Genomic DNA, 25,826 nt, shown 5'->3' on the forward strand with positions numbered 1-25,826 from the left:
ATACTTCATGTGTTTCACTCCGTGTGACGGCGTAGGATTGTTTGAAGGGGCACACGCGCCAAAGCGCTGGTCAGGAGATGCTGAAAATGAAGTTAAGCTGCGTCAAAGTTTTCTTGATGGCCGCAACATTGCTTTTGAGTGCATGCTCAGGAACGACACCACGCTCTTGCTTTTCAGATGCTTGCAAGCTCGGAGGCAGTAACACCCAGCTAAATATCGGTGGTGGCGCCTCGCTGGGTAATAGCTACAACGAATACGGATCTACGCTCTTGCACGATTAAAGGGACGCTACAAAACCTGAGCATCTTGAAGGTTGAGCCCTATCAAGCGACTCCTGAGGCAATTACGGGGCGCATTGCGCAACTGTCTCTCACCGCATCCCGGCCCAGCGCCGGGCTTTTCGGATCTGACCTGTCATGCCTTCGTCACATCCACCAAGCACAATGCGGTCAGCCAAAAGGATTTGGCCCATCTACAAAGAGCCGGGCCCGATGCCGGGCTTTTTCGTTCTGGCGCCTCGCCGCCGGAAACTCAGTCCAATACGTTATGCAGGACCTCGTAAATTAGTCCGGTCGCGATGGTCACCAAAATCAGGTCCGTACCGACTTGCTGCCATTCGTAACCATCGTAATGCGGCAGCCTGCCCTGTATCCGGCCGTCCAGTTTCCTGGCGATTCCCGGTGGCAGCGGCTTTCCTCGAGCAAGCTTCTTTTGAATGCCTGGCGGTAGCGCTGGACCAGGCGACCAATAGTCACGACTGTCACCGATAATCACTCGAACGCCGTCCACGTCGACCTGTGGGCCGCTGTATCCGCCCCCTTGTTCGTAGTTCTGGAATTTGTTGCCTTTGTTCCCGTGATCGCCGTGCGGGTTCCCCTTCCCATTGCCTGGATCTGCGTACAGAGCAGTTGAGCCACACAAAAGCGCGATACTTGTTAAAAAAGCCACAACTGAACGAGTAGTCATATCCATGATCCTCTGCGTGAACCCATGCCATAGCGCCTTTTGTCGGAGGCCTGAGAACTATAGACAACGCTATGCATCCTAATTCATGCAAACCCATCCTGATCGATGGAAGCAATCATGCTTTAAAGAAGACGAATCTCGTAGCTGTTATGACATGCGTGATGATGCATTGCAGCACTAGACTGGGCTTTCGGCTCTGAGCAAGGCGACAGACTGGTTAACGACCAGTGACAACCGTTCGTCCAGGCCGAGGAGCTGTAGCCCATTCCTCGTCTACACCTTTAAACATGGGATCTCTGGTCGCATTTCAATGCACCCCCAAATATATCCGGGGTGCCATGTTCCCATTCCTTTCTATTGGGCGTTACGCCTCGAGCTCGATGGCATACGAAGCGCCATACGGAACGGCAGTATTTCAAGCTTCGAGCTTCATTTCTCAAGGAATAGGAAAATGACTTTTAACTCAAAAAACTGGCATGCATGGCTAAACACGATGCCACCGAAACCGGACGACTTTCATGTTGTAGGAGATGTTGAGGTTGCCAATCCAGGGGTCGAGGCCTACCTCACCATGCGATCCACTCAAGGTACCGTCCCGCAAGCACTCATGCTGGATCTGCACTTGGTCCAGCGGCCAGGGAACTGGATTCAGCAAACTAGCTGCGCACAAGGCAGATTCTCCAGAGTAATGGCTCCAAACTCGACTCCCTACACAACGGTTGAAATTTTCTACAATAGTGAGCGAATAGCCTTTATCGACAAGATTCCAACCATCTCCTGACTGATTCGCACGGGATCAGTTAGGACGTAATGCCCGTGGTACACAAGCTGAACACGGGACTCTGGGAGATCAGAATCGATCTCGGAGATACCATCACACGCGCTCTGTTCACCGTAGTGGGCTCAGACATGATTCTGCTCCACGGTTTCATCAAGAAAAGCAAAAAAACACCAGCGTCTGACATGGCTACTGCCAAGCTGCGGATTCCACGCGCACTTGGACAGCGATTCCACGCTGACTTGGACACTCATTCCACGGCCACTTGGACAGTGATTCCACGAGCACTTGGCCAGCGTAGAGATTCGCCTCGTCCCTGGGCACGAAGTGGCTCGCGCATAACCCCAGTCCTTTGCCTGCAAGCCCAAAGACTGGGATTGCGCCAATTTCGGCGCGGACAGGACTCAGGATGCAGCATCATGTGGTTGGTTGCGCATCTTTGTGCCTGAGAATCAGGCGCGTCCGATCATGCCAAGGCCCGCCGAAGACGATCACTTCAGATGGCCGCCCGTACAGGTGATGCAGCAGGAAAGGACCCGGGCCGAACACCTCCGACTCTTCACCGGGCAGCGCTGGATCGGTGCCAAGGTAGATCCCTGCATGGTTGGGGTGAGCCGTTCGGCCGACCGCCATAACGATCATGTCGCCGCGCTGTGGCCGGTCGACGCGGTAGAAGCCGGCGGCTTCATAACCGGCCTTGTGTAAGCGGGTGTTTTCGGCACTCTCCCACCAGCCATCAGTGCGCTGGAAGGCTTCAAATTCAAGGCCCCATTCACGCTTGTACCAGTCTGCGCAAACCTGCCAGCAGTCCCACGCACCCTGCACAAACGGACGCTTCAACAGCGGCATGTTGCCGGTCGGGGTGATGCTGCGCAGGTCCGCCTCGGGCCAGCTCAAGATATGCCAGGGCAAGGCTGTGGCCTCGCACATGGCCAGGTCGTGCGATGACGGTCGGCTAGTGGCGTCCGGATGCGAATGAACGATGCCGATCACCTCGCCTAGATCCTCCGCCGCGGCATAGTCCTCAGGCTCAAGCTGGAACTCTTTGTTCGGCTTGGTTGCGATGTTCCGACAAGGAAAGTACTGCTGCTTTCGGCCGATCGCCAGCAAAAGGCCGCAGCACTCCTTCGGGTACTCGGTGGCCGCATGCGTCTTTATTGCGCTCAGGATGTGCTTGCGCATGAGTCAGCTCCGGGCAATCAGGGAAACGGCCGGGAAACCGCCGTGGTTGAGTTCGTTGTTCCGACCAAAACGCAACTTGCAGGACTTCAGGCCGCCCTTGCACTGATCCTTGCCCGGATCGTGCGTAGGATTATCGTCGTCATCGAACATCGCCGCGCGGGTGTCCCTCGGCGCTTCAGTTCGGGCGGGCGGCGCAGGCAGAGCAGTGATTGTCGGAACGCTCATCAGCGCCTCCCTTGAATTTCGAATATCAGCGGCGCACCGGCGGGGTTCGTGTTTCGCAGCAGAAGGGGCTGGCCGAACTCTGCGATCATCTCCAGAGCCATCACGGCCATTTCGTCGTAGAAGGCCATGGTGGCTCCAGATGTGAAAAGCCCAGCGCGATGGCTGGGCTCCGGTTATTTTCTGCTTTCCATCATCTTGTCGGCGAGAGCGTTGGCCCTTTCAACTAACAGGTTCTGCCTGTCATCGTGATTAGACCCTCCTACAACCGGTGCCGTCAGATTGCTTTCCGCAATCAACGCAGCACAAAAATACTGATCCCAAACGACTCTTTCCCCAGCCGTCCGTTTGTTCATTTGGTCGGCGTTCATATGCGGCTCCTTTTAGTGAGGTAGCCCTGCTATTTTACGCCCGAACCGCAAACAACCCGCGTCGTAACAGATAATCAGCAAACTGCGTTGCGTTTGGCCGATATGGCGCTGCGGGTAACGAAGCTGGTCATCTCCGGCGCAAAGCGGCTCGACCCAGTGACGGTGTCCGCCGAGGACCTGAGCTCTCGATCAATCCCGCAGCCGGACAATTCGGAGTACGTGACTCGCCAAGGCAAGATCCCCCTCGAACGTTACGGCGAGTCATGGTCGGCCTACTGGGGAGGCATGGGGTCTCGCACTGTCGCCGAGTTTTTCTGCGGCTGCGATGAGCAGTATCTGGCTGGTTGCCTGGTGCGAGGCACCGAGCTGCACGCAACGCAGTTCAGCGGTCAGGCACTGCAAAAGATGGTTCGCAAGATCGTCATTGAACGCCGGCGTGGCCGGAGCCTCGATTACGACAACCTGGACAAGGACGAAGCCCGGGAACTGCAGATGTTTTGAGCAATGTCGGGAGTCTCGCAGGCTGCCCAGACAGCTTGATGTCCTCGATCTTCGGTGAAGAGTGGTGGTACGCCGCTGACCGGGCCCTAACCCACGTTATCAGTATCTGTACCGGATCATCGCCGCGGTGCAGCAGGCACTGCGCCAAATCGAAGTGAAAAACGCCTCAATAAGCGGAGATGGTTAGGGCTCTGACGCCCAGATAACGTTCGAGCTATTTATAACAGGACACCGGTCAGGGTTGATCTCACGCTCGCGATGAAGCCAGAGCTTAGTTTGCTCAACATCAAATTTTCGCTCGCTTCTCTCCTTCATTACGATGCCAGATACGCCAAAATGCCCGCACTCTGGGCAGATTAGTTCAACGCCATCCATTCCGGATTCAATCCTTCGCGCATCTTCCGAGCAGTTCAAGCACAACATGAGCCACTCCTAAGCGCCTGTCAGTTCCCACGGCCAAGTAATCTGGATGCCAACTCAATACCGCACTGTCGAGCATCACCAAATGTACTCCAGGCGCCTGACTCTAAGCCAACCCTCACGTAGCTTGCGCATTCATTGAGCCAGATGATAATGACCCTCGGCGTCGAACTGTTTGCCTCCCCCAAATGAAGTCGATCGTTGCTTTCCCCCCATTCGGATGAACGTAATTCACGGGATACGGCCTTTCGGATGCTAAGCCCATTTCGGTCTCCGGCCGGGTGCAAGTGATCAACTAATAGCCCACTTCCAACAGTCACGCCAATCAGCGAAGTATCCCCATACCCACAGCCCCCCCGAAGCAGCAGCGCGCGGCATCGAGATAGATCATGTTCAGAGTTAAACAAGAAACCGAGGTGGATTATGGCGAGTGAGCAGAAACAGGCCGTTGCCCTCGAAGCGGACAAGGTGTCGGAGGCGAGAATGGCTGAGCTTTTAGGGACGACAAGCCAGAACACTACAGTCACCGTAGAGCTGAAGGTGGCGCCGGAAGCCGCCTAACCCACCCTCACCTATTTTTAAACAGCCTTAAATGGCATCTTGTAAGTAAAGAATCCTTTCAGGTCATCGCGCAGGCGTTCTGAAATGAGAGGGTCATCAAATATACCGGGGTCAAAGTAGATGAGCCACGTACCATCAGGCCTTAGCTCCGAGTCGGCAAAGTAGGCTCCTACTTCATTCTCTGTAAGTCCAGTGGCTTCAGCAATTTCCTTGATCGTAGGCTTGCTTTTCATCCGCGGCCTCCTTGGTTCGGCGGCATGCCGAATCCTCAACAAATAGCCCAAAAACTCGAATCTTGCCAGCGTATAGCTGCCGAGAGGCCTATAACAGGAACGCGACCACCGTCGTAGGCTCTGCCAATGAGGTATCCCCATGCCCACAGAAAACCAAATCACCTAGCCGCTGAGCGTCGAACGCTCGATGGCAACGAAATCACTTATCGAGGTGTCTGGTATTAGTTGACCACTGCACAGTACGCCGGGCGTCGGAAAAAGGGGGTTGGAAAGATCCAGGAATTTGCTTACGTGTTCCCTCCGTCCAGGAATAGCGAGCACGTGAAATAGACCTCAGACCTGCATAAACGACAGGAGCCGGCGCTGGAGGTGTTGAAAATCCGTCAACGGCCGCCGTACAACTGCCCTCACACATATGCGACAATGCGCCCCAAATTCCAACATGAACCCCGCATTTATTGCTCAGCAACCTGGCCACCGCGTCCAAATGTTGCTGTTGACGTATGCCTGCTGGCTCAAATCAAGCTATGACTGAACCGGACTGGGAAGACTCCAGATGGGTACAAATCGGTTTCAGCAGACATAAGCCAGCTCTAAACCACTGATAGGTAAGGTAATTGATCTCCACAGCTAACATCACGATGCAGTTCGGCGCCAAGCCGTTATTCGAGAACGTTTCGGTCAAATTTGGCGCCGGTAACCGTTACGGCCTGATCGGCGCCAACGGTTGCGGCAAATCGACCTTCATGAAAATCCTCGGTGGCGACCTGGAGTCTTCCGGTGGCCAGGTGATGCTGGAGCCGAACGTACGTCTGGGTAAGCTGCGCCAGGACCAGTTCGCCTACGAAGAATTTACCGTGATCGACACCGTGATCATGGGTCACGAAGAGTTGTGGAAGGTCAAGGCCGAGCGCGATCGCATCTACTCGCTGCCGGAAATGACCGAAGAAGACGGCATGGCCGTGGCCGAGCTGGAAACCGAGTTCGCCGAGATGGACGGCTACACCGCTGAATCCCGTGCCGGTGAGCTGCTGTTGGGCCTGGGCATTGGCATCGAGCAGCACAATGGCCCGATGAGCGAAGTATCGCCGGGCTGGAAACTGCGGGTGTTGCTGGCTCAGGCTCTGTTCTCCGACCCTGAAGTGCTGTTGCTCGACGAACCGACCAACCACCTGGACATCAACACCATCCGCTGGCTGGAAAACGTTCTGACCCAGCGTAACAGCCTCATGATCATCATTTCCCACGATAGACACTTCCTTAACAGTGTCTGCACCCACATGGCTGACCTGGATTACGGCGAGCTGCGCCTGTTCCCGGGCAACTATGACGAGTACATGACCGTGGCCACCCAGTCCCGCGAGCAACTGCTCTCGGACAACGCCAAGAAGAAGGCGCAGATCTCGGAACTGCAATCGTTCGTCAGCCGCTTCTCGGCCAACGCCTCGAAAGCCAAGCAGGCCACTTCCCGCGCCAAGCAGATCGACAAGATCCAGCTGGCCGAAGTCAAGCCGTCGAGCCGGGTCAGCCCGTTCATTCGTTTCGAGCAGACCAAGAAGCTCCATCGCCAGGCGGTCATCGTCGAGCGTATGGCCAAAGGCTTTGATGGCAAGACACTGTTCAAGGACTTCAGCTTCACCGTTGAGGCCGGCGAGCGCGTGGCGATCATCGGCCCGAACGGGATCGGTAAAACCACCCTGCTGCGTACCCTGGTCAACGACCTGAGCCCGGATGCCGGTAGCGTGAAATGGACCGACGCCGCGGAAATCGGCTACTACGCACAGGACCACGCTTCGGACTTCGAAGACGAATCCAGCCTGTTCGACTGGATGGGTCGCTGGACTCAAGGCGGCGAGCAGCTGGTACGTGGCACCCTGGGCCGCATGCTGTTTTCCAACGACGAGATCCTCAAGTCGGTCAAGGTAATTTCCGGTGGTGAGCAAGGCCGCATGCTGTTCGGCAAGCTGATCCTGCAGAAGCCGAACGTACTGGTGATGGACGAACCGACCAACCACCTGGACATGGAATCCATCGAAGCGCTGAACCTGGCGCTGGAAAACTACCCGGGCACGCTGATCTTCGTCAGCCACGACCGTGAGTTCGTGTCGTCCCTGGCGACCCGCATCATCGAGCTGAGCCCGAGCGGTGTGATCGACTTCAGCGGCACCTACGACGACTACCTGCGCAGCCAGGGCGTGGTGTTCTGATTTAGTTTGCCGCTTTAAGCAAAAGCCCCGTCCTTGTGACGGGGCTTTTGTGTTTCAGGGCATGGAGATTTCAACCCGGCAGCAAATCATCAATATGCCGATAATCCGCTTGCAACTGCGTCGCCAGCTCCCTGGCCCGCCCAAGCCGAATAGGACCTCTCTCGATGTCCACCAACAATCCTGAACAATTGAGCATCGGCAGCGCCGGCCAGTTCTTCAAGCGGCCGTCAGTCAACAACAACAGCCGCTGCTGCTCCGCCGCAAAGCGCTTTTGCCGGAGTGCCAGCCACTCGCTCGCTTGCTCCAGAGCCGCCAGCAACGGCGTGCCACCACCCGCCCCCAACGCCTCAAGCCAGCCTCGCAGACCGCGCGAAGCTTTCAGGCCTTGCACCTGCCATTTCGGCGAGTGGCCACTGGCAGTCAGCAACGCCAGGCGCGCCCGGTGCCGGTAAGCGTCATCGAACAGCTGCGCCAACAATCCTTTGGCGTCGCTCAGGGCCTGATGACGGCGAGTCGAGGCCGAGGCGTCGACGATCACCAGCCACAGCTCATGGGGCGAACGGCTGCGCAGACGGTAAAGCAAATCCTCACGCTGGTTCGGACGGCCATTGAGCAAGGTGCCGGGCCAATTGATTGAACCGTTGCGCGCCGCACGACTCTTGCCCTGCCTGCCATTGTCCAGCCGTCCCGCACGGGGCCTGGCATCCGCCCCCGCATCAGATCGAGGGCGAATGCCTAGGGCTTTTTTGGCCAGCTCGGGACTTCTCGTCGAGCGCCGACCGGCAACGCAGGTGCAGGCATTTCGCCCCATTGGCCCTGGCCTTCGGTCGGGTTGGGATTCTGTGCAGATTGAGACTGTGGGGCGTTGGCCTGGCTTGGCGCAGGCGGCGAATGCTCGCGGCGACGATGGCGCAAGGCAAACTCGGCCACCGCGTCGATATCTTCTTCGGTAATCGCCTGCACGCCTCGCCAAGCGGCATGGGCGCGAGCCGCGCGCAGCCAGACCAGATCGGCACGCAGCCCATCGACACCGGCGGCAAAGCAGCGTTCGGTAATGTGTGCCAAGGCCTGATCATCGAGGGGAATGCTGGCCAAGGCCGAGCGCGCCTGCTGGCAGCGTTCGCGCAGCGCATGCTGCTGGGTTTCCCACTGCGCACAAAACGCCTGCGGGTCGCTGTCGAAGTCCAGCCGACGACGGATGATCTGGCCGCGCTCAGTCGGCGGCGTCTGCCCGCTCAAGGCGACGTTCAAGCCAAAACGGTCGAGCAACTGCGGGCGCAATTCGCCTTCTTCCGGGTTCATGGTGCCAATCAGCACGAACCGCGCCGAATGCCGATGGGAAATCCCGTCACGCTCAATCAGGTTGATGCCGCTGGCGGCCACGTCCAGCAGCAAGTCCACCAGATGGTCGGGCAACAGATTCACTTCATCGACATACAACACCCCGCCGTCGGCCTTGGCCAGCACGCCGGGAGAAAACTGCGCCCGACCTTCGCCAAGGGCGGCGTCCAGATCCAGCGTACCCACCAAGCGCTCTTCAGTGGCACCCAACGGCAAGGTGACAAATTGCCCGCTGGCCAACAGGTCCGCCAGACCACGGGCCAGGGTCGACTTGGCCATGCCACGCGGGCCTTCGATCAGTACGCCGCCAATCTTCGGATCGATAGCCGTCAAGCACAGCGCCAGCTTCAAGGCATCAGCACCGACCACGGCGCAGAGTGGAAAATGTGGGGTGTCACTCATGTTGGGGTCTCAATTGGGTCGGGTCATGTGTCGTCTGTGTGATCGTTCCCACGCTCTGCGTGGGAATGCAGCCCGTGACGCTCTGCGTCACATCAAGCGCCGAACGCGGAGCGTCCGTTGAGGCATTCCCACGCAGAGCGTGGGAACAATCGGTGCTCACTCCAGGTCAGGTGTCTTCTTCTATATCCAGCAGCAAGTTCTCCAGCGCCTCACGATACTCACCCGGGTCGCTCCACATTCCACGCTGCTGGGCTTCGAGCATGCGTTCGGTCATGTCGCGCAGGGCATGCGGGTTGTGCTGCCGGACAAAATCACGGGTCGCGGGATCGAGCAAATAGGCATCGGCCAGCAAGGCGTACTGATGATCGTCGATCAACTGCGTGGTGGCGTCGAACGCGAACAGATTATCCACGGTCGCCGCCAGTTCGAAAGCCCCTTTATAGCCGTGACGCTTGACCCCTTCGATCCACTTCGGGTTCGCCGCCCGGGAACGGATCACCCGGTTCAGCTCTTCCTTCAAGGTGCGGATCTTCGGCAGATCGGGCTGGCTATGGTCGCCATGGTAGCTTGCGACCGGCTCACCGCCGAGGCTTTCCACGGCGGCGAGCATGCCGCCCTGAAATTGGTAATAGTCATTGGAATCGAGCAAGTCATGCTCGCGGTTGTCCTGGTTTTGCAGCACTGCCTGCACCTGACTCAAACGTTGAGCGAATTGCTCGCGCGCCGCGGTGCCTTCATCGGAACCGCCATAGGCGTAGCCGCCCCAATTCAGATAGACCTCAGCCAGGTCTTCGCGGCTTTGCCACAAGCGACCGTCGATGGCGCCCTGTACGCCCGCGCCATAGGCGCCGGGTTTGGCGCCGAATATTCGCCAGCCGGCCTGACGCGTTGCGGCGTCCTCATCCAGCCCGGATTGCAACAGCGCTTCACGCTCACTGCGGACCTTGGCCGCCAGCGGATTCATGTCATCCGGCTCCTCCAGCGTGGCAACGGCCTGCACCGCCGCATCGAACAAACGGATCAGGTTGGCGAAGGCGTCACGGAAGAACCCGGAAACCCGCAAGGTGACATCAACCCGCGGCCGGTCCAGCAGGCTCAGAGGCAGGATTTCGAAATCGTCGACCCGCTGACTGCCAGTGGCCCACACCGGACGCACACCCATCAACGCCATGGCCTGGGCGATATCGTCACCGCCGGTACGCATGGTCGCCGTGCCCCAGACCGAAAGCCCAAGCTGACGCAGGTGGTCGCCGTGATCCTGCAAATGTCGCTCAAGAATCAGGTTCGCCGACTGAAAGCCGATACGCCAGGCAGTGGTGGTCGGCAGGTTACGTACGTCCACCGAGAAAAAGTTACGCCCGGTGGGCAATACATCCAGCCGCCCGCGGCTCGGCGCACCGCTGGGGCCCGCCGGAACGAAACGTCCGCTCAGGGCATCCAGCAGACCGCGCATTTCTGCCGGGCCACAGGCGTCCAGACGCGGCGCAACGACTTCGCGCAGGCTATCGATGATTGCCTTCACCTCGGCCCAGCCCGGTTCGTTCAACCTGTCGACATCAGCGCTTAGCACCCGCTCGATCAACTGCGCGGCAAACAGCTCGAGGCGCTCACGGCTATCTCCGGTGGTGCGCCAAAGCTCATTGCTCAGCGTTTGCAGTTCAACCGGTCGCGGTCCGGTCCAGGGATCAGCCAACACACAGTCCAGCGGATCGAAACCCAGTTCGAAGGCCTTGGCCAAGGCTCGCAGCAAACTCGACTGCGCACCGCGTCCATCGCCACGGGGAATACGCAGTAACGCCAACAGGGTATCGATGCGCAAGCGGCCGGTTGGCGACTCGCCGAACACATGTAAGCCATCGCGGATCTGCGACTCCTTCAAGTCGCACAAATAGGTGTCCAGACGCGGCAGCCAGATCGCCGCGTCAGCGTCGCTGTCGAGCTTTTCGTCCAGTTGCAGTTCGCGGTCGATCCGGGTTTCGCGCACCAGTTTCAGAATGTCGCGCTGCAACTCCCGGGCTCGGCGCGGATCAAGCAACTGCGCTTCGTAATACTCGTCGGCCAGCAACTCGAGATCGCGCAGCGGGCCGTAGGTTTCAGCGCGGGTCAACGGCGGCATCAGGTGATCGATGATTACCGCCTGGGTGCGACGCTTGGCCTGGGCGCCCTCACCCGGGTCATTGACGATAAACGGATAGATGTTCGGCAATGGCCCCAGCAGCGCATCCGGCCAGCAGTTTTCCGAAAGACCGACGCCCTTGCCCGGCAACCACTCGAGGTTGCCGTGCTTGCCGACGTGGATTACCCCATGGGTGCCGTAGGTTTGTCGCAACCAGAAATAGAACGCCAGATAGCCATGAGGCGGCACCAGGTCCGGGTCGTGATAGACCGCGCTCGGGTCGACCTGATAGCCCCGCGCCGGTTGAATGCCAACGAAAGTCAGGCCAAAACGCAGACCTGCGATCATCATCCGCCCGCCGCGGAACATCGGATCGCTTTCAGGCGCGCCCCAGCGCTCAAGCACCGCGTTGCGATTGGCTTCGGGCAAGGCGTTGAACATCGAAAAATAGTCGTCCAGTGCCAGGCTTTGCTGGCATGGCCGCTGGTCGATGCTCTCCAGATCATTGCTGACCCCGCCAAGCAATTGCTGAATTAGCGCTGTGCCATTTTCAGGTAGATGCGCCGGCAGCGGATAGCCCTCATCGCGTAGTGCCCGCAGGATATTCAGCGCTGCGGCCGGGGTGTCGAGGCCCACTCCATTGCCGATCCGACCGTCGCGAGTCGGGTAGTTGGCAAGAATCAGCGCGATACGCTTTTCGCCATTCGGTACCCGCGCCAGATCAATCCAGCGCCGCGCCAGTTCGGCGACGAAGTCCATACGCGCAGGCGCAGGTCGGTAGCAGACCACATCGGACTGACTGCGCTCGCTGCGCCAGGCCAGGTCCTTGAAGCTGATGGGCCGACTGATGATGCGCCCGTCCAGCTCCGGCAAAGCGATATGCATGGCCAGGTCTCGCGGCCCGAGGCCCTGCTCGCTGGCGCGCCAGCCGGGCTCGTTGTCCTGGGCGCAGATCGCCTGGATCACCGGGATATTACGCCGGAAAGGCCGCAAATGCGGTGCTTCAGGACTGGACTGGGCAAAACCGGTGGTGTTCAGAATCACCCCAGCCTCGACCTCGTCCAGCCAATCCTCGACCATCGCCAGGCAGCCAGGCTCTTTCAAACTGGCCAGCGCAATCGGCAACGGGTTAAGCCCCGCCGCCTGCAAGCGCTGGCAGAAAACATCGATAAAAGCGGTGTTCGCCGCCTGCAGGTGCGAGCGATAGAACAACACCGCCGCCACGGGTTGATCAGCGTACCAGTCGGCTTGCCAATCGCTGAGCGTGGCGCTGCTTTTGCGCGGATGGTAAATCGCCGTACGCGGCAGGATTTGTGGTTCGGCCCATGGGTAATCGCGATCCAGCCAGCGACTGGCCAGGCAGCGATACAGGTCCAGCGCGTTGCCCAAACCACCTTGACGCAGGAAGTGCCAAAGCCGATCGCGGTCTTCGGCGACCACCGTGCTCAGGTCGCTCAGTTCCGGGTCGGGACGATCGTCGCCGGGCACCAGAATCAGTTGCACGCCCTTCTCGGCCAGCTGCACCAGACGCTCGATGCCGTAACGCCAATAACCGATCCCGCCGTGCAGCGAGATCAGAATGACTTTGGCGTGACGCAAGACTTCGTCGACGTACAGGTCGACCGAGGCGTGGTTCTGTACTTGCATCGGGTTGGCCAGACGCAGGCTCGGGTAGTCGTCCGGTAATTGCTGCGCGGCTTCGGCGAGCAGCGCCAGGCTGGAATCGCCGCTGCACAGGATCACCAGCTCGGCGGGGGTTTGTCCAAGGTCGGCAATGTTGTCATCCGACACGAAACCGCCGGGCTGGGTCCTGAGCAGGTGCATGGCTCAGGCGCCGAGTGCGGCGCGCAATTGCGCTTCGATCAGCGCGGCATCCAGTTCCTGGCCAATTAGTACCAGGCGTGTTGCACGCGGCTCATCGGCGCGCCAGGCACGGTCGAAATGTCTGTCGAAGCGCGTGCCCACGCCCTGGATCAGCAAGCGCATCGGCTTGTTCGCAACCGCCGCGAAACCTTTGACCCGCAGAATGCCGTGCTGAACCACCAGCTGGGTCAGGGCATCCAGCAGCAGGCTTTCGTCGGCCTGGGGCAGTTCGATGGAAATGGAATCGAAGGCGTCGTGGTCATGGTCATCATGCCCTTCACTATCGGCATCACCGTCATGGTGATGGTCGTGGTGGCTGTGACGGCTGTCGATGTGCTCTTCGGAACCGGCGCCCAGACCAATCAAAACCTCCAGAGGCAAGCGGCCGCTGCTGGCTTCGATGATTTTTACTGCTGGCGGCAGTTCTTCGGCGACTTCCAGGCGCACTTTGGCCAGGTCTTCAGGGCTGATCAGGTCGGCTTTGTTGAGGATCACCAGGTCGGCGCTGGCCAGCTGGTCGGCGAACAGTTCGTGCAGCGGTGATTCGTGGTCCAGGTTCGGGTCAAGCTTGCGCTGGGCGTCGACTTGATCCGGGAACGCAGCGAAGGTGCCGGCGGCCACGGCCGGGCTGTCGACCACCGTGATCACTGCATCGACAGTGCAGGCACTGCGGATTTCCGGCCACTGGAAGGCTTGCACCAGCGGTTTGGGCAGCGCCAGGCCAGAGGTTTCGATGAGGATGTGATCCAGGTCGGCGCGACGGGCAACCAGCTCGCGCATCACCGGGAAGAACTCTTCCTGGACGGTGCAGCACAGGCAACCGTTGGCCAGTTCATAGACCCGGCCGCTGGCCTCTTCTTCAGTGCAACCGATGGAACATTGCTTGAGAATTTCGCCGTCGATGCCCAGCTCGCCAAATTCGTTGACGATCACCGCGATGCGGCGGCCCTGGGCGTTATCAAGCATATGCCGCAGCAAGGTGGTTTTGCCCGAGCCGAGGAAGCCGGTGACGATGGTGACGGGAAGTTTGGCCAGTGTTTTCATCGGATGCCCTTTGGCAAGGTGGCGGGCATACGGGACGACAACCACACCGATGGGCGCGGAAGATTTCGCCACCGGATCACCCCGCCCGGTTGTAGTGAGAATCTGGTACGAGGCAGGTCTCCTGGCTGACGGCCTGCCGGTCTTTCGACTGGCGATTTCTACGCCTTCCCGCTCGCTCTATGGATAGAGGGTGCAGTGGCATGGCAGAAACGGAACCGTTCACAGTTGCGGGGGCAGCCGCGGCATTGACCGCGTTCCCTTCTTAGCTTCGGCGAGAGTGCCGAAGAACCTCGAAAGCGCAAGGCTACGCATCGCTTGGGGGCGGGTCAATGTCCGGACAGAGATCTATGTTGACTGTGACGACGCCATCGCGAGCAAGCTCGCTCCTACATTCAATCGCGGTCCCCTTGTAGGAGCGAGCTTGCTCGCGATGGAAGCGCCTCAGTCCAACAAGTGAGAAACCTTGCCAATTGACTCTCATCCCCCGCCCATGCTCTCCTACGCAACTTGTTACGGGTGCCCTTCACAGGGTGAAACGGGAAACCGGTGAGTCATGTGCTTTACTCAAAGCCTTGATCAGTCCGGTGCTGCCCCCGCAACGGTAAGCGAGTGAAGAGTCAGATCCACTGTGCCAGCAGTTCGGCATGGGAAGGCGACTCTTGCAGGTGAAGGCGCTGGCCCAAACCCCTCGTGAGCCCGGAGACCGGCCCGCAATACTGAAATAACAAACCCGCGGTGGGCGGGCGCTGTTTGAACCGCTGCGAGCCTGTCTCGCAGGGGGTTTCATGCGCTCGATTCACCCGCTGACACATCAGAGGGAAGCGCCATGTCGATCATCAGCAGCACCCGCCACGCAGGCACCGCCAGCACCACGTCCACCCTGAGCCAACGTCTGATTGCCGCCATCGGCGCATCGATTCTGGGCGCGTGCCTGGTGTATTTCGCCGGTTTCTCGCATATCGAAGCGGTGCACAACGCCGCCCACGACACCCGTCACAGCTCCGCTTTTCCGTGCCATTGAGACCTGCTGACATGATCAAGCGTATTGCGCAAACCGCAGGTTTCACAGGGCTGCTCGCGGCCTTGTTGCTGACCTTGCTGCAAAGCTTCTGGGTCGCGCCGCTGATTCTCCAGGCGGAAACCTATGAAAAGGCCCCGGCCGCCGAAGTTCACGAACACGCTGAAGGCGCCATGGCCGGTCATACCCATGATGCCGAAGCCTGGGAGCCGGAGGACGGCTGGCAGCGCGTACTCTCGACCACCGGTGGCAATCTGGTGGTGGCCGTCGGTTTCGCCCTGATGCTTGCGGGTCTCTATACCCTGCGCGCTCCGGGTCGCACGTCCGAAGGTTTGCTCTGGGGCCTGGCCGGTTACGCGACCTTCTGCCTGGCACCGACCATGGGCCTGCCGCCGGAGCTGCCCGGCACTGCCGCCGCTGACCTGCTGCAACGGCAGACCTGGTGGGCCGGGACCGCGGCGTCCACCGCTGTCGGCATTGCGCTGATCGTGTTTGGCAAACACTGGCTATTGAAGATTCTCGGCGTGGCAATTCTGGCGGTACCGCACATCATTGGCGCGCCGCAACCGCAGGTGCATTCCAGCCTGGCGCCGGAAGCGCTCGAAGCACAATTCAAAATCGCTTCGCAATTGACCAACGCCGCGTTCTGGCTGGCCCTGGGCCTGATCAGCGCCTGGTTGTTCCGTCGCAAAAGCGAAGGCCAATACCGCGCATGACTGACATCAGCACAGCGCCGACCCTGGTGGTCGGCCTGGGCTGCCAGCGTGGCTGCCCCGCCGCCACGCTACAGGCGTTGCTCGATCAGGCGTTGCAGGCTCACCACATCGATCTGCAAGCGATCCAGGCCCTGGCCAGTATCGACCTGAAACGAGAGGAGCCTGGCCTGCTTGAGCTGGCTGCGCAATTGGCATTGCCGCTGACATTCTTCAGCAGTGCACAGCTCGCTGCCTATGAGCCACAATTGAGTCATCGCTCAGAGATCGCCTTTGAACGCACCGGTTGCTATGGCGTGGCCGAAAGCGCTGCGCTGGCACTGGCCGAGCATCTGACGCAAAGCCCGGCCAAACTGCTGATCTCGCGACAGAAATACGCCCAGGCCACCTTTGCATTGGCATCTGCGCCGTAAAATCCCCGATAATCCCCGCCCTTGATCATGAGCAATCTTCATCTGAAGCATTGCCGACACGACTTTGCACAGGAAACAGCCATGACCGTCTACTTTATCGGCGCAGGTCCCGGCGACCCGGAACTGATCACCGTCAAAGGCCAGCGGCTGATCCGCAGTTGCCCGGTCATCATCTATGCCGGCTCGCTGGTGCCCGCTGCCGTGCTGGAAGGCCACCAGGCCGAACAGGTGATCAACAGTGCAGAATTGCACCTGGAGCAGATCATTGAATTGATCAAGACCGCCCATGGCAAAGGTCAGGACGTGGCCCGGGTGCATTCCGGCGATCCGAGCCTGTACGGCGCAATTGGCGAGCAGATTCGCTATTTGCGCGAGTTGAATATTCCCTTTGAAATCATCCCTGGCGTGACGGCAACCGCAGCCTGCGCGGCCCTGCTGGGCGCGGAGCTGACGCTACCGGATGTGTCCCAGAGCGTGATTCTGACCCGCTATGCCGACAAAACGGCGATGCCGGCCGGGGAAGAACTCGGCAGCCTGGCACAGCATGGAGCGACCATGGCGATTCATCTGGGGGTCAATCATCTGGAGAAAATCATCGCCGAACTGGTCCCGCACTATGGCCTGGACTGCCCGATTGCAGTGATTCATCGCGCCACCTGGCCGGATCAGGATTGGGTGGTGGGCACATTGGCTGATATTACTGAAAAGGTTCAGGCAAAGGGATTTCGTCGTACCGCGCTCATCCTGGTGGGTCGGGTGCTGGCCAGCGACAATTTCAGTGAATCGTCGCTGTATCGTGCCGGGCATGCGCATTTGTACAGACCCTGAACATGATCGTCCCCACGCTCGCGCGTGGGAACACCTCAACGGACGCTCTGCGTCAGCTCCTGGGACGCGGAGCGTCCCGGGCTGCATTCCCACGCGGAGCATGGGAACGATCAATACGAGGGCTATTTAATGACCACCTCAAATCCCAGGCATAAAAAAACGGCGCTCACGGGGCGCCGTTTTTTCTGTTTGCAGCGAACACCTTAGTAGTAGGCGTTTTCTTTCTGCGTATGGTCGGTGACGTCGCGTACACCTTTAAGCTCCGGAATACGCTCAAGCAGTGTGCGCTCGATGCCTTCCTTCAAGGTGACATCAGCCTGGCCGCAGCCCTGGCAACCACCGCCGAATTTCAGCACGGCGATACCGTCTTCAACCACATCGATCAGGCTGACCTGACCGCCGTGGCTGGCCAGCCCCGGGTTGATTTCGGTTTGCAGGTAATAGTTGATGCGCTCGTTCACCGGGCTGTCAGCGTTGACCATCGGAACTTTGGCGTTTGGCGCCTTGATGGTCAGTTGGCCGCCCATACGATCGGTGGCGTAATCAACCACGGCATCGTCCAGGAAGGCTTCGCTGAAGGAATCGATATAAGCGGTGAAGCTTTTGAGCCCCAGCGCGGTATCTTCCGGTTTTTCTTCGCCCGGCTTGCAATAGGCAATACAGGTTTCGGCGTATTGGGTGCCAGGCTGGGTAATAAAGACTCGGATGCCGATTCCCGGGGTGTTCTGCTTGGAAAGCAGATCAGCCAGATAATCGTGGGCAGCATCGGTAATGGTAATAGCGGTCATGGAAACTCCTCGCAGGCTTGGACGCAGTTTACGCCAATCATCGCTCCGGACAAAGTCCTAGTATTTTTGTCGGGAAAGAACCGGCCATCCTCACCATCGACTACAGGTTCTCGTAGCGGTTCATGTCCAGCACGCCCGCTTCCACCGGCTCGGTTGCGCGAATGTACTCGGTCAGGTCATGGAAGTACTGCCAGAACTGTGGATGGCTGCGACGAATTCCCCAGCGATCAACGATTTTCTCGAAGTGATCAGCATCCTTGGCGCTCTCCATTCGCGCAACAAACTCGGGAACCTGCTCGGCCGGGATGTTGAAGATGAAGTTCGGATAGCTGCTGAGTACGCCTGGATAAATCGTCAACGTATCCAATCCGGGTTGATAACGCAGCGCCTCGCCGAGCAGGAACGCCACGTTACTGTGGGCGCGGTTGCGCAGCAGGCTGTAGACCTCACGCTTGCCGCTTTTGGTCTCGATGCGCAGCATCGTGGCCTCTGGCAACTGATCGATGACCCGAAGCCCCGCAGCCGGGCGCGAGACCAGGCGACTCAAGGCCTGTTCGGCGTCTTGCAGGGCCGGATCGATATTCGGCCGTGAGCAATACGCGCCGTCACAGCGATTGATCGGGTCAGGCCTGGCGTTCAAGTCACCGTAGCGCGCCAGCAGTTGGTTGGCGAAATCGCGCTTCGGGTCCTTTTCATCCAGCTTCAGTGCGGTGCGTTTGTCGTTGTCGATGCTTTCATAGTCCAGCCACATCTTGAACTTGCCGCTGCTCTGGTACCAATCGTCGAGATAATCGTTCCGGGAATCAGCCGGCATCAGGCGCAGGAAGTTCTGCTCGGCGCCGTTGCGGATCAGGTCGAAATACAGACGGGTCTGGGCCTGGTGGGAAACGTTTCCGAATACATCGAAATTGACCGCCAACTGATAATACGTGCGTTCCAGCAACGGATAGTCGAACAGCCACATCGTTTGCGGTACGTCACCGATCAAGCCTTTGTTCACCGAGGCGCTGTCGAAGTGGCGGAAAATGCTCAGCAAGGCGTTGTCGTTGCCGGCCCACAGGCTCGACCAGCTTGGTGCTGGCGCATCGGCGTAGGTGTCCCGGCGCAAGGCTTCATATTCGTTGCGCTTGTCGCGATAGTTGTGCCACAGGGTCAAGACACTGCCGACATCATCATTTTGTCCCGGCATCGCCAGCAACGGCGTTGCCTTAGTGCGGTAGTTGCGGTTGGTGATGTACAGGTCATGTTCCGGCGCCTGGAACAACGCCCAGAAGTTGTCGCGAATCACGTCAGTAGCAATCTGCCCTCGGCAGACCGGACCACGGATAAAGGTCCGCACAAAGTATTCGGCATTATCGAGCATGAACTGATAACGCGCCTGCGCCGGAATCGCCTCGAACGTTTCGAACGGATTGGCCCGCCGCTCCGGCCCGTAACCGGGCAACGCATTGACGTGCCAGTTACCGCTGTAGAACAGGGTTTTGACCCGCGCCATTTTTGCCGGGCCCAGGCCAAAAGTGATGTGGGTCTTGTGCACGATCACACCCTGCACCGGCCACAAGCGGTAATAGATCTGAGTACCGGGGTCGTCATTTGGACGACGGGTGGCGATCAGGTCGATCGGCTTCCCCGGCGGCGTACGCGAACGCACCCATTGGAAGAAATGCCCCGGCTCACCGCCCTTGAAATAGATGTGTGCCAGGAACAAATGCTCAAACAGCCATCGAGCGACCAGGCTTTCCCGAGCGCCCGGGGCATTGAGCAGGCTTTCCCACTGAACAATCTGCAACGCCTCCTGGGCACTGGGCGCCAGGCCTTGATCATCGATCGGCGCCCCTGACGCCAACCAGCGTTGCAGGGTCTGGTACTGCTGATCGGTCAGGCCCGTCACCGCCAGCGGCATGCCCTCTTTGGGATGTGCACCGGCATAGCTGTCAAACTCGCCCGGCATTGGGCACATGTTCTCGCGCTCGAGGCCCAAAACGATCTCCTCGGGCAACTTCGCGTTGGGCCGAAGTGGCGTTTTGTGGCCCAGTTCAAGCATTCGCGCCATCAGCGCCGCCTGGCTGCCCTGAGCATCGAGCACTGAATAGAAATCCTCACGCTGCCAGGCCGCCTTGCCAAAGGCGTCGTAGAACAGCCGCGTCGGCCTTGAGGCTTGACTGCGCTGGCCGTTATAGACCGGCATTTTCGTAGCGCCCCGTGCCGCACCCTCCCCACTGCCCAGATTGAGCTGACAGGCGGAGTCATAGCAGGCATGGCAGGCCACGCACTTATCGGTAAAGATCGGTTGAATATCACGGGTATAGGAAATCGCTGGCGCCGGACCTTGCGCTGTGGCGGCGAAACTTAACAGCAGCAAAATACTGCCGATGACAACGCGATAAGACATGTCCCTGGTTCCGGCGATAGAAAAACGTCGCGATTCTACCGGTCTAACCCGGCCACCAACATGAGCGATATTCATGCAAAAGCCTGTCATGCTCTAAAAGCACACAGGTTTGCTATCATCGCCCTTCTTTGTATTGGCCTTTCCAGGTAGTCCTATGTCCGATCGCAGCGCTCGCCTTCAAGCTCTCCATCAAGCCCTCAAAGAGCGCATCCTGATTCTCGATGGCGGCATGGGCACGATGATCCAGAGCTACAAGCTCGAGGAACAGGACTACCGTGGCAAACGCTTCGCTGACTGGCCGAGCGACGTCAAAGGCAACAACGACCTGTTGATTCTTAGCCGCCCGGACGTGATCGGGGCGATCGAGAAGGCGTATCTGGATGCTGGCGCCGACATTCTCGAAACCAACACCTTTAACGCCACCCAAGTGTCCCAGGCCGATTACGGCATGGAAGCACTGGTCTACGAGCTAAACGTAGAAGGTGCGCGCCTGGCGCGCAAGGTGGCCGACGCCAAGACACTGGAAACCCCGGACAAGCCGCGCTTCGTCGCTGGCGTGCTCGGCCCGACCAGCCGCACCTGCTCGCTGTCACCGGATGTTAACAATCCGGGCTACCGCAACGTGACCTTCGATGAGCTGGTGGAAAACTACACCGAAGCCACCAAAGGCCTGATCGAAGGCGGTGCCGACCTGATCCTGATCGAAACCATCTTCGATACCTTGAACGCCAAGGCAGCGATCTTCGCCGTGCAAGGTGTGTATGAAGAATTGGGCGTCGAACTGCCAATCATGATTTCCGGCACCATCACCGACGCCTCCGGCCGTACCCTGTCCGGTCAGACTACCGAAGCCTTCTGGAACTCCATCAGCCACGCCAAGCCGATCTCTGTCGGTCTGAACTGCGCCCTTGGCGCCCGTGAACTGCGGCCGTACCTGGAAGAACTGTCGGACAAGGCCAACACCTACGTTTCAGCGCACCCGAACGCCGGCCTGCCGAACGAATTCGGTGAATACGACGAACTGCCGGCAGACACTGCCAAAGTCATCGAAGAGTTCGCCCAAAGTGGCTTCCTGAACATCGTCGGCGGCTGCTGCGGCACCACCCCCGGGCACATCGAGGCGATCGCCAAAGCGGTGGCCAACTACGCACCGCGGCCGATTCCGGAGATCGCGAAGGCCTGCCGCCTGTCGGGCCTGGAACCGTTCACCATCAATCGCGAGTCGCTGTTCGTCAACGTCGGCGAGCGGACCAACATCACCGGTTCCGCCAGGTTCGCCCGCCTGATCCGTGAAGACAACTACACCGAAGCCCTGGAAGTCGCCCTGCAGCAGGTCGAAGCCGGCGCGCAAGTGATCGACATCAACATGGACGAAGGGATGCTCGATTCGAAGAAGGCCATGGTGACCTTCCTCAATCTGATCGCCGGTGAGCCGGACATCTCCCGCGTGCCGATCATGATCGACTCCTCCAAGTGGGAAGTCATCGAAGCTGGCCTCAAGTGCATCCAGGGCAAAGGCATCGTCAACTCCATCAGCATGAAGGAAGGTGTCGAACAGTTCATTCATCACGCCAAACTGTGCAAGCGCTACGGCGCTGCAGTGGTGGTGATGGCTTTCGACGAAGCCGGTCAGGCCGACACCGAAGCGCGCAAAAAGGAAATCTGCAAACGTTCCTATGACATCCTGGTCAACGAAGTGGGCTTCCCGCCGGAAGACATCATCTTCGACCCGAACATCTTTGCCATCGCCACCGGCATCGAAGAACACAACAACTACGCGGTCGACTTCATCAACGCCTGCGCCTATATCCGCGACCACCTGCCCCATGCGCTGACCAGCGGTGGCGTGTCCAACGTGTCGTTCTCGTTCCGTGGCAACAACCCGGTGCGCGAGGCGATCCACTCGGTGTTCCTGCTACATGCGATCCGCAACGGCCTGAGCATGGGCATCGTCAACGCCGGCCAATTGGAGATCTACGACCAGATCCCGGCCGAGTTGCGCGATGCCGTCGAGGACGTGGTGCTCAACCGCACGCCGGAAGGCACCGACGCCTTGCTGGCCATCGCCGACAAGTACAAGGGCGACGGCAGCGTCAAGGAAGCCGAAACGGGCGAGTGGCGCAGCTGGGACGTCAACAAGCGTCTGGAGCATGCGCTGGTCAAAGGCATTACTACGCACATTGTCGAAGACACCGAAGAATCCCGGCTGTCGTTCGCGCGCCCGATCGAAGTGATCGAGGGCCCGCTGATGTCCGGCATGAACATCGTCGGTGATCTGTTCGGCTCCGGCAAAATGTTCCTGCCACAGGTGGTGAAATCCGCCCGTGTCATGAAGCAGGCCGTGGCCCACTTGATCCCGTTCATCGAGCTGGAAAAAGGCGACAAACCGGAAGCCAAGGGCAAGATCCTCATGGCCACGGTCAAGGGTGACGTGCACGACATCGGTAAGAACATCGTCGGTGTGGTGTTGGGCTGTAACGGCTACGACATCGTCGACCTCGGCGTGATGGTGCCGGCAGAGAAAATCCTCCAGGTGGCCAAAGAACAGAAGTGCGACATCATCGGTCTCTCCGGCCTGATCACCCCGTCGCTGGACGAAATGGTCCACGTCGCCCGCGAAATGCAGCGCCAGGATTTCTATCTGCCGCTGATGATCGGCGGTGCGACCACCTCCAAAGCCCACACCGCGGTGAAGATCGAGCCCAAGTACAGCAACGACGCGGTGGTCTACGTCACCGACGCCTCACGCGCCGTGGGCGTGGCGACCCAGTTGCTATCCAAAGAATTGAAACCCGGCTTCGTCGAAAAGACCCGCCTGGAATACATCGAAGTCCGCGAGCGCACCGCCAACCGCAGCGCCCGTACCGAACGCTTGAGCTACCCGGTGGCGATCGCCAAGAAGCCGCAGTTCGACTGGAGCAGCTACCAGCCGGTCAAGCCGACCTTCACCGGCGCCAAGGTACTGGACAACATCGACCTCAAGGTTCTGGCCGAATACATCGACTGGACGCCGTTCTTCATTTCCTGGGACCTGGCCGGCAAGTACCCGCGCATCCTCACCGATGAAGTCGTGGGCGAAGCAGCCACCTCGTTATTTGCCGATGCTCAGGAAATGCTCGCCAAGCTGATCGACGAAAAACTCATTAGCGCCCGTGCAGTGTTCGGCTTCTGGCCGGCCAATCAAGTGCAGGACGATGACCTGGAAGTCTACGGCGACGACGGCCAACCATTGGCCAAGCTGCATCATCTGCGCCAGCAGACCATCAAGACCGACGGTAAGCCGAACTTCTCGCTGGCCGACTTCGTCGCACCGAAAGACAGCGGCATCACCGACTATGTCGGCGGTTTTATCACCACCGCCGGGATCGGTGCCGAAGAAGTGGCCAAGGCCTATCAGGACAAGGGCGACGACTACAACTCGATCATGGTCAAGGCCCTGGCTGACCGTCTGGCGGAGGCCTGCGCCGAGTGGTTGCACCAGCAGGTGCGCAAAGACTACTGGGGTTATGCCAAGGACGAACAGCTCGATAACGAAGCGCTGATCAAAGAGCAATACAGCGGTATCCGCCCTGCCCCCGGCTACCCGGCCTGCCCGGACCACACCGAAAAAGGCACGTTGTTCAAGCTGCTGGACCCTGCTGCGACAGAACTCAAAGCCGGCCGCAGCGGCGTATTCCTCACCGAGCACTACGCAATGTTCCCGGCAGCGGCCGTCAGTGGCTGGTACTTCGCCCACCCGCAAGCGCAGTACTTTGCCGTGGGCAAGATCGACAAGGACCAGGTGCAAAGCTACAGCGCGCGCAAGGGTCAGGACTTGAGTGTGAGTGAGCGTTGGTTGGCGCCTAACCTGGGTTACGACAACTGACCACACCCTGTGGCGAGGGAGCAAGCTCTCTCGCCACACCATCCCTGGACGTCTATGCTCTCTTCACGCAACCCGTGTCGAGGGATTTATGGACGATCCAGCCAAGAACAAGCCACCGACCTTCTGGCAGATGCTGCAAAGTGTGATGGCCGCTGCGTTCGGCGTGCAAAGCGGGAAGAATCGCGCCCGGGATTTCACTCGCGGCAAACCCAGTCACTTCGTGATACTGGGTATCCTGTTCACGGCGGTCTTCGCGCTGACGCTGTTCGGTATCGTGAAACTGGTCTTGCATTTGGCGGGTGTTTGAAGCGCTGGTCAGCGCATCAATAGTTGCAGGCTGAACGGATAGCGGTATGAGGACGGTTTGCCTTGTGCCGAGAGTGCGCGAAAGTCGACTTTGTAATCCCCGGTTTGCTTGAGTCCCAATAAACGCTGCGCCTGCTGCCGGTCGATCAGCTGCAGCAAAGGCACTTGTCGGGTCCGACCACCGTGGCGGGCGATATCGATCCCCTGGGCGTGGTCATGCAACAGCACCATGGCCCAGCCACCGAGGGTGAAATGCCCGGCGACCAGTGCACTCAGACGACCATCGACACGCGCCTGCAACACCTCTGGCGAACTGTTGACCGCGCTGAACAACACATCTTTCCCAGGCAGGCCTCCCACCTCCTCCAACGCCTTCATCGCCCCCATGGCCATTTGGTCGTTCGCCGACCATATCAATGCAGTCTGCGGATAGCGCTTGAGCAGTTGCCTGGCCTGTTCATAGGCTCGCTCACGACTCCACTCGCCATACACCAACTGACGCAATCGCACTTCAGGATGCTCAGCCAGGGCCCGCCGCAGGCCCTGCTCACGCAACTGTGCAGCCGGGGTGATTTTTATCCCGGAGAACGCCAACAGATCGATGGTCTGGCCTGACGCCACAGGGCCGTGCTGACGGATCAACTCCTTGAGCATCAGGTAACCGGCGTCATCATCATTGTTCACCATGCTGCCAATCCAGTCGGGATACTTGCTGCCGTGCTCACCCAACAGCTTGAGCTGGTCGGGCGTCAGGCCACTATTGACGATAAACAGCTTCACGCCGCTACTCTGGGACAGGCGCAGGATTTCCGGAGCGACATATTGCTCGTTGACGAACACCAGATAATCCGGACGATTGGGCCCTTGAAGGGCTTCACGAGCCTGCTTGAGATTGGTCTCGGGCACTCGCTCGGCATAGAGAATTTGCAGGTCCATGCCAAGATCCTTGGCCGCAGCCTGCATGAATTGCGAATAGCTGACCCAGAACGTTTCCGTGCTGATTCCCGGATTCAGGAACAACACTGACTCCGCCTGCGCAGCAGGCCCGAAAACCGTGCCAAACGCCAGCAACGCACCACAGAGGAACTTCAACATGGTCATCCGAGCCCCGGGAATTAGCCGCGCATTATAGCTGGCAAAATGCTGGCAAACTGCGCTTCATTGCCGTTTTTGTCCGACAATCGTCGGTTCAGGGCCCGGACAGGTCGCTTATTGATGGCTGACCCAGAACACTGCGGTCGATACCACCAGGATGATCAGAAAAAAAATCGCCCACGCGTCGACACTGCTGTCGCT

Annotated in this window: 21 protein-coding genes, 3 pseudogenes and 2 riboswitches; of the genes and pseudogenes, 10 read left to right on the top strand and 14 right to left on the bottom strand. The window is 59.2% G+C overall.

The window, feature by feature from the left end; all coding sequences use genetic code 11:
- Positions 1–531: 531 nt before the first annotated feature.
- Entirely contained in the window at positions 532–966 is a 435-nt protein-coding gene (locus AC07W5_RS13435) for an anti-virulence regulator CigR family protein (protein WP_495011462.1), read from the bottom strand.
- A gap of 451 nt (positions 967–1,417) precedes the next feature.
- Here AC07W5_RS13435 and AC07W5_RS13440 point away from each other — a divergent pair, with 451 nt between their 5' ends.
- Positions 1,418–1,747 carry a hypothetical protein gene (locus AC07W5_RS13440; protein WP_494993273.1) on the top strand — a complete coding sequence of 110 codons (330 nt, stop codon included), beginning with the start codon at positions 1,418–1,420 and terminating at the stop codon, positions 1,745–1,747.
- A 29-nt stretch (positions 1,748–1,776) separates the two neighbouring features.
- Positions 1,777–1,950, top strand: a pseudogene (locus AC07W5_RS13445) (type II toxin-antitoxin system RelE/ParE family toxin); the annotation flags it as partial.
- A 211-nt stretch (positions 1,951–2,161) separates the two neighbouring features.
- Here the strand turns inward: AC07W5_RS13445 and AC07W5_RS13450 are convergent.
- The 5 genes and pseudogenes from AC07W5_RS13450 to AC07W5_RS13470 all read right to left on the bottom strand — a co-directional run.
- The gene (locus AC07W5_RS13450; RefSeq protein ID WP_495023577.1) at positions 2,162–2,926 is read right to left on the bottom strand and encodes a C40 family peptidase; all 765 of its coding nucleotides are present in this window, start codon (positions 2,924–2,926) and stop codon (positions 2,162–2,164) included.
- A 3-nt stretch (positions 2,927–2,929) separates the two neighbouring features.
- Positions 2,930–3,088: pseudogene (locus tag AC07W5_RS13455) on the bottom strand (phage minor tail protein L); the annotation flags it as partial.
- A 62-nt stretch (positions 3,089–3,150) separates the two neighbouring features.
- Positions 3,151–3,279 (bottom strand): hypothetical protein, encoded by a 129-nt coding sequence (locus AC07W5_RS13460; protein WP_494993374.1) that lies wholly within the window; start codon positions 3,277–3,279, stop codon positions 3,151–3,153.
- Positions 3,280–3,324: 45 nt separating this feature from the next.
- Positions 3,325–3,519 (bottom strand): hypothetical protein, encoded by a 195-nt coding sequence (locus tag AC07W5_RS13465; protein ID WP_494993275.1) that lies wholly within the window; start codon positions 3,517–3,519, stop codon positions 3,325–3,327.
- 34 nt (positions 3,520–3,553) lie between these two features.
- Positions 3,554–3,637: pseudogene (locus AC07W5_RS13470) on the bottom strand (DnaT-like ssDNA-binding protein); the annotation flags it as partial.
- Here AC07W5_RS13470 and AC07W5_RS13475 point away from each other — a divergent pair.
- Positions 3,622–4,020 (top strand): phiTE_072 family protein, encoded by a 399-nt coding sequence (locus AC07W5_RS13475; protein ID WP_494993370.1) that lies wholly within the window; start codon positions 3,622–3,624, stop codon positions 4,018–4,020. The pseudogene AC07W5_RS13470 and the gene AC07W5_RS13475 sit on opposite strands and share 16 nt — an antisense overlap.
- Positions 4,021–5,018: 998 nt before the next feature.
- Here the strand turns inward: AC07W5_RS13475 and AC07W5_RS13480 are convergent.
- The gene (locus tag AC07W5_RS13480) at positions 5,019–5,234 is read right to left on the bottom strand and encodes a hypothetical protein (RefSeq protein WP_494993276.1); all 216 of its coding nucleotides are present in this window, start codon (positions 5,232–5,234) and stop codon (positions 5,019–5,021) included.
- Positions 5,235–5,851: 617 nt separating this feature from the next.
- Between AC07W5_RS13480 and AC07W5_RS13485 the strand changes: the two genes are divergently transcribed.
- Entirely contained in the window at positions 5,852–7,441 is a 1,590-nt protein-coding gene (locus AC07W5_RS13485) for an ABC-F family ATPase (RefSeq protein WP_494993278.1), read from the top strand.
- A gap of 70 nt (positions 7,442–7,511) precedes the next feature.
- On the opposite strand, the gene AC07W5_RS13490 is transcribed toward AC07W5_RS13485, so the two are convergent.
- The 4 genes from AC07W5_RS13490 to cobW form a co-directional block, all read right to left on the bottom strand.
- On the bottom strand, positions 7,512–8,252 hold the full coding sequence (locus AC07W5_RS13490) for a vWA domain-containing protein (RefSeq protein WP_495023578.1): 741 nt from the start codon (positions 8,250–8,252) through the stop codon (positions 7,512–7,514).
- The gene (locus tag AC07W5_RS13495; RefSeq protein ID WP_495011467.1) at positions 8,177–9,184 is read right to left on the bottom strand and encodes a magnesium chelatase ATPase subunit I; all 1,008 of its coding nucleotides are present in this window, start codon (positions 9,182–9,184) and stop codon (positions 8,177–8,179) included. The genes AC07W5_RS13490 and AC07W5_RS13495 overlap by 76 nt, the downstream gene beginning before the upstream one ends.
- 166 nt (positions 9,185–9,350) lie before the next feature.
- Positions 9,351–13,124, bottom strand: a complete 3,774-nt coding sequence (cobN, locus tag AC07W5_RS13500) for a cobaltochelatase subunit CobN (protein WP_495023579.1) — start codon at positions 13,122–13,124, stop codon at positions 9,351–9,353.
- A 3-nt stretch (positions 13,125–13,127) separates the two neighbouring features.
- A complete protein-coding gene (gene cobW / locus AC07W5_RS13505; protein ID WP_495011533.1) occupies positions 13,128–14,207 on the bottom strand; it encodes a cobalamin biosynthesis protein CobW in 1,080 nt (359 codons plus the stop codon).
- Between the two features lie 94 nt (positions 14,208–14,301).
- A riboswitch (cobalamin riboswitch) is annotated at positions 14,302–14,515 on the bottom strand.
- Positions 14,516–14,704: 189 nt separating this feature from the next.
- A riboswitch (cobalamin riboswitch) is annotated at positions 14,705–14,933 on the top strand.
- 100 nt (positions 14,934–15,033) lie between these two features.
- Here cobW and AC07W5_RS13510 point away from each other — a divergent pair.
- The 4 genes from AC07W5_RS13510 to cobM all read left to right on the top strand — a co-directional run bounded on the left by AC07W5_RS13510 (position 15,034) and on the right by cobM (position 17,179).
- Positions 15,034–15,228 carry a CbtB domain-containing protein gene (locus AC07W5_RS13510; protein WP_494993282.1) on the top strand — a complete coding sequence of 65 codons (195 nt, stop codon included), beginning with the start codon at positions 15,034–15,036 and terminating at the stop codon, positions 15,226–15,228.
- 11 nt (positions 15,229–15,239) lie between these two features.
- On the top strand, positions 15,240–15,941 hold the full coding sequence (locus tag AC07W5_RS13515; protein WP_494993283.1) for a CbtA family protein: 702 nt from the start codon (positions 15,240–15,242) through the stop codon (positions 15,939–15,941).
- Positions 15,938–16,351, top strand: coding sequence for a cobalamin biosynthesis protein (locus tag AC07W5_RS13520; RefSeq protein ID WP_494993284.1), 414 nt, complete (start codon positions 15,938–15,940; stop codon positions 16,349–16,351). Before AC07W5_RS13515 ends, AC07W5_RS13520 begins: the two co-directional genes overlap by 4 nt.
- A gap of 81 nt (positions 16,352–16,432) precedes the next feature.
- Entirely contained in the window at positions 16,433–17,179 is a 747-nt protein-coding gene (gene cobM / locus AC07W5_RS13525; RefSeq protein WP_494993285.1) for a precorrin-4 C(11)-methyltransferase, read from the top strand.
- A gap of 203 nt (positions 17,180–17,382) precedes the next feature.
- On the opposite strand, the gene nfuA is transcribed toward cobM, so the two are convergent.
- Positions 17,383–17,967 carry a Fe-S biogenesis protein NfuA gene (nfuA, locus tag AC07W5_RS13530; protein ID WP_007946504.1) on the bottom strand — a complete coding sequence of 195 codons (585 nt, stop codon included), beginning with the start codon at positions 17,965–17,967 and terminating at the stop codon, positions 17,383–17,385.
- 100 nt (positions 17,968–18,067) lie between these two features.
- Entirely contained in the window at positions 18,068–20,359 is a 2,292-nt protein-coding gene (locus AC07W5_RS13535) for a fatty acid cis/trans isomerase (RefSeq protein WP_495023580.1), read from the bottom strand.
- Positions 20,360–20,513: 154 nt separating this feature from the next.
- Between AC07W5_RS13535 and metH the strand changes: the two genes are divergently transcribed.
- A complete protein-coding gene (gene metH, locus AC07W5_RS13540) occupies positions 20,514–24,224 on the top strand; it encodes a methionine synthase (protein ID WP_495023581.1) in 3,711 nt (1,236 codons plus the stop codon).
- A gap of 88 nt (positions 24,225–24,312) precedes the next feature.
- Entirely contained in the window at positions 24,313–24,531 is a 219-nt protein-coding gene (locus AC07W5_RS13545) for a DUF2970 domain-containing protein (RefSeq protein ID WP_495011471.1), read from the top strand.
- Between the two features lie 8 nt (positions 24,532–24,539).
- Here the strand turns inward: AC07W5_RS13545 and AC07W5_RS13550 are convergent, their stop codons facing one another.
- Positions 24,540–25,625 (bottom strand): ABC transporter substrate-binding protein, encoded by a 1,086-nt coding sequence (locus AC07W5_RS13550; protein WP_495011534.1) that lies wholly within the window; start codon positions 25,623–25,625, stop codon positions 24,540–24,542.
- Positions 25,626–25,826 lie beyond the last annotated feature (201 nt).

The sequence above is a fragment of the Pseudomonas sp. GW821-FHT01E05 genome (genome assembly GCF_059422425.1).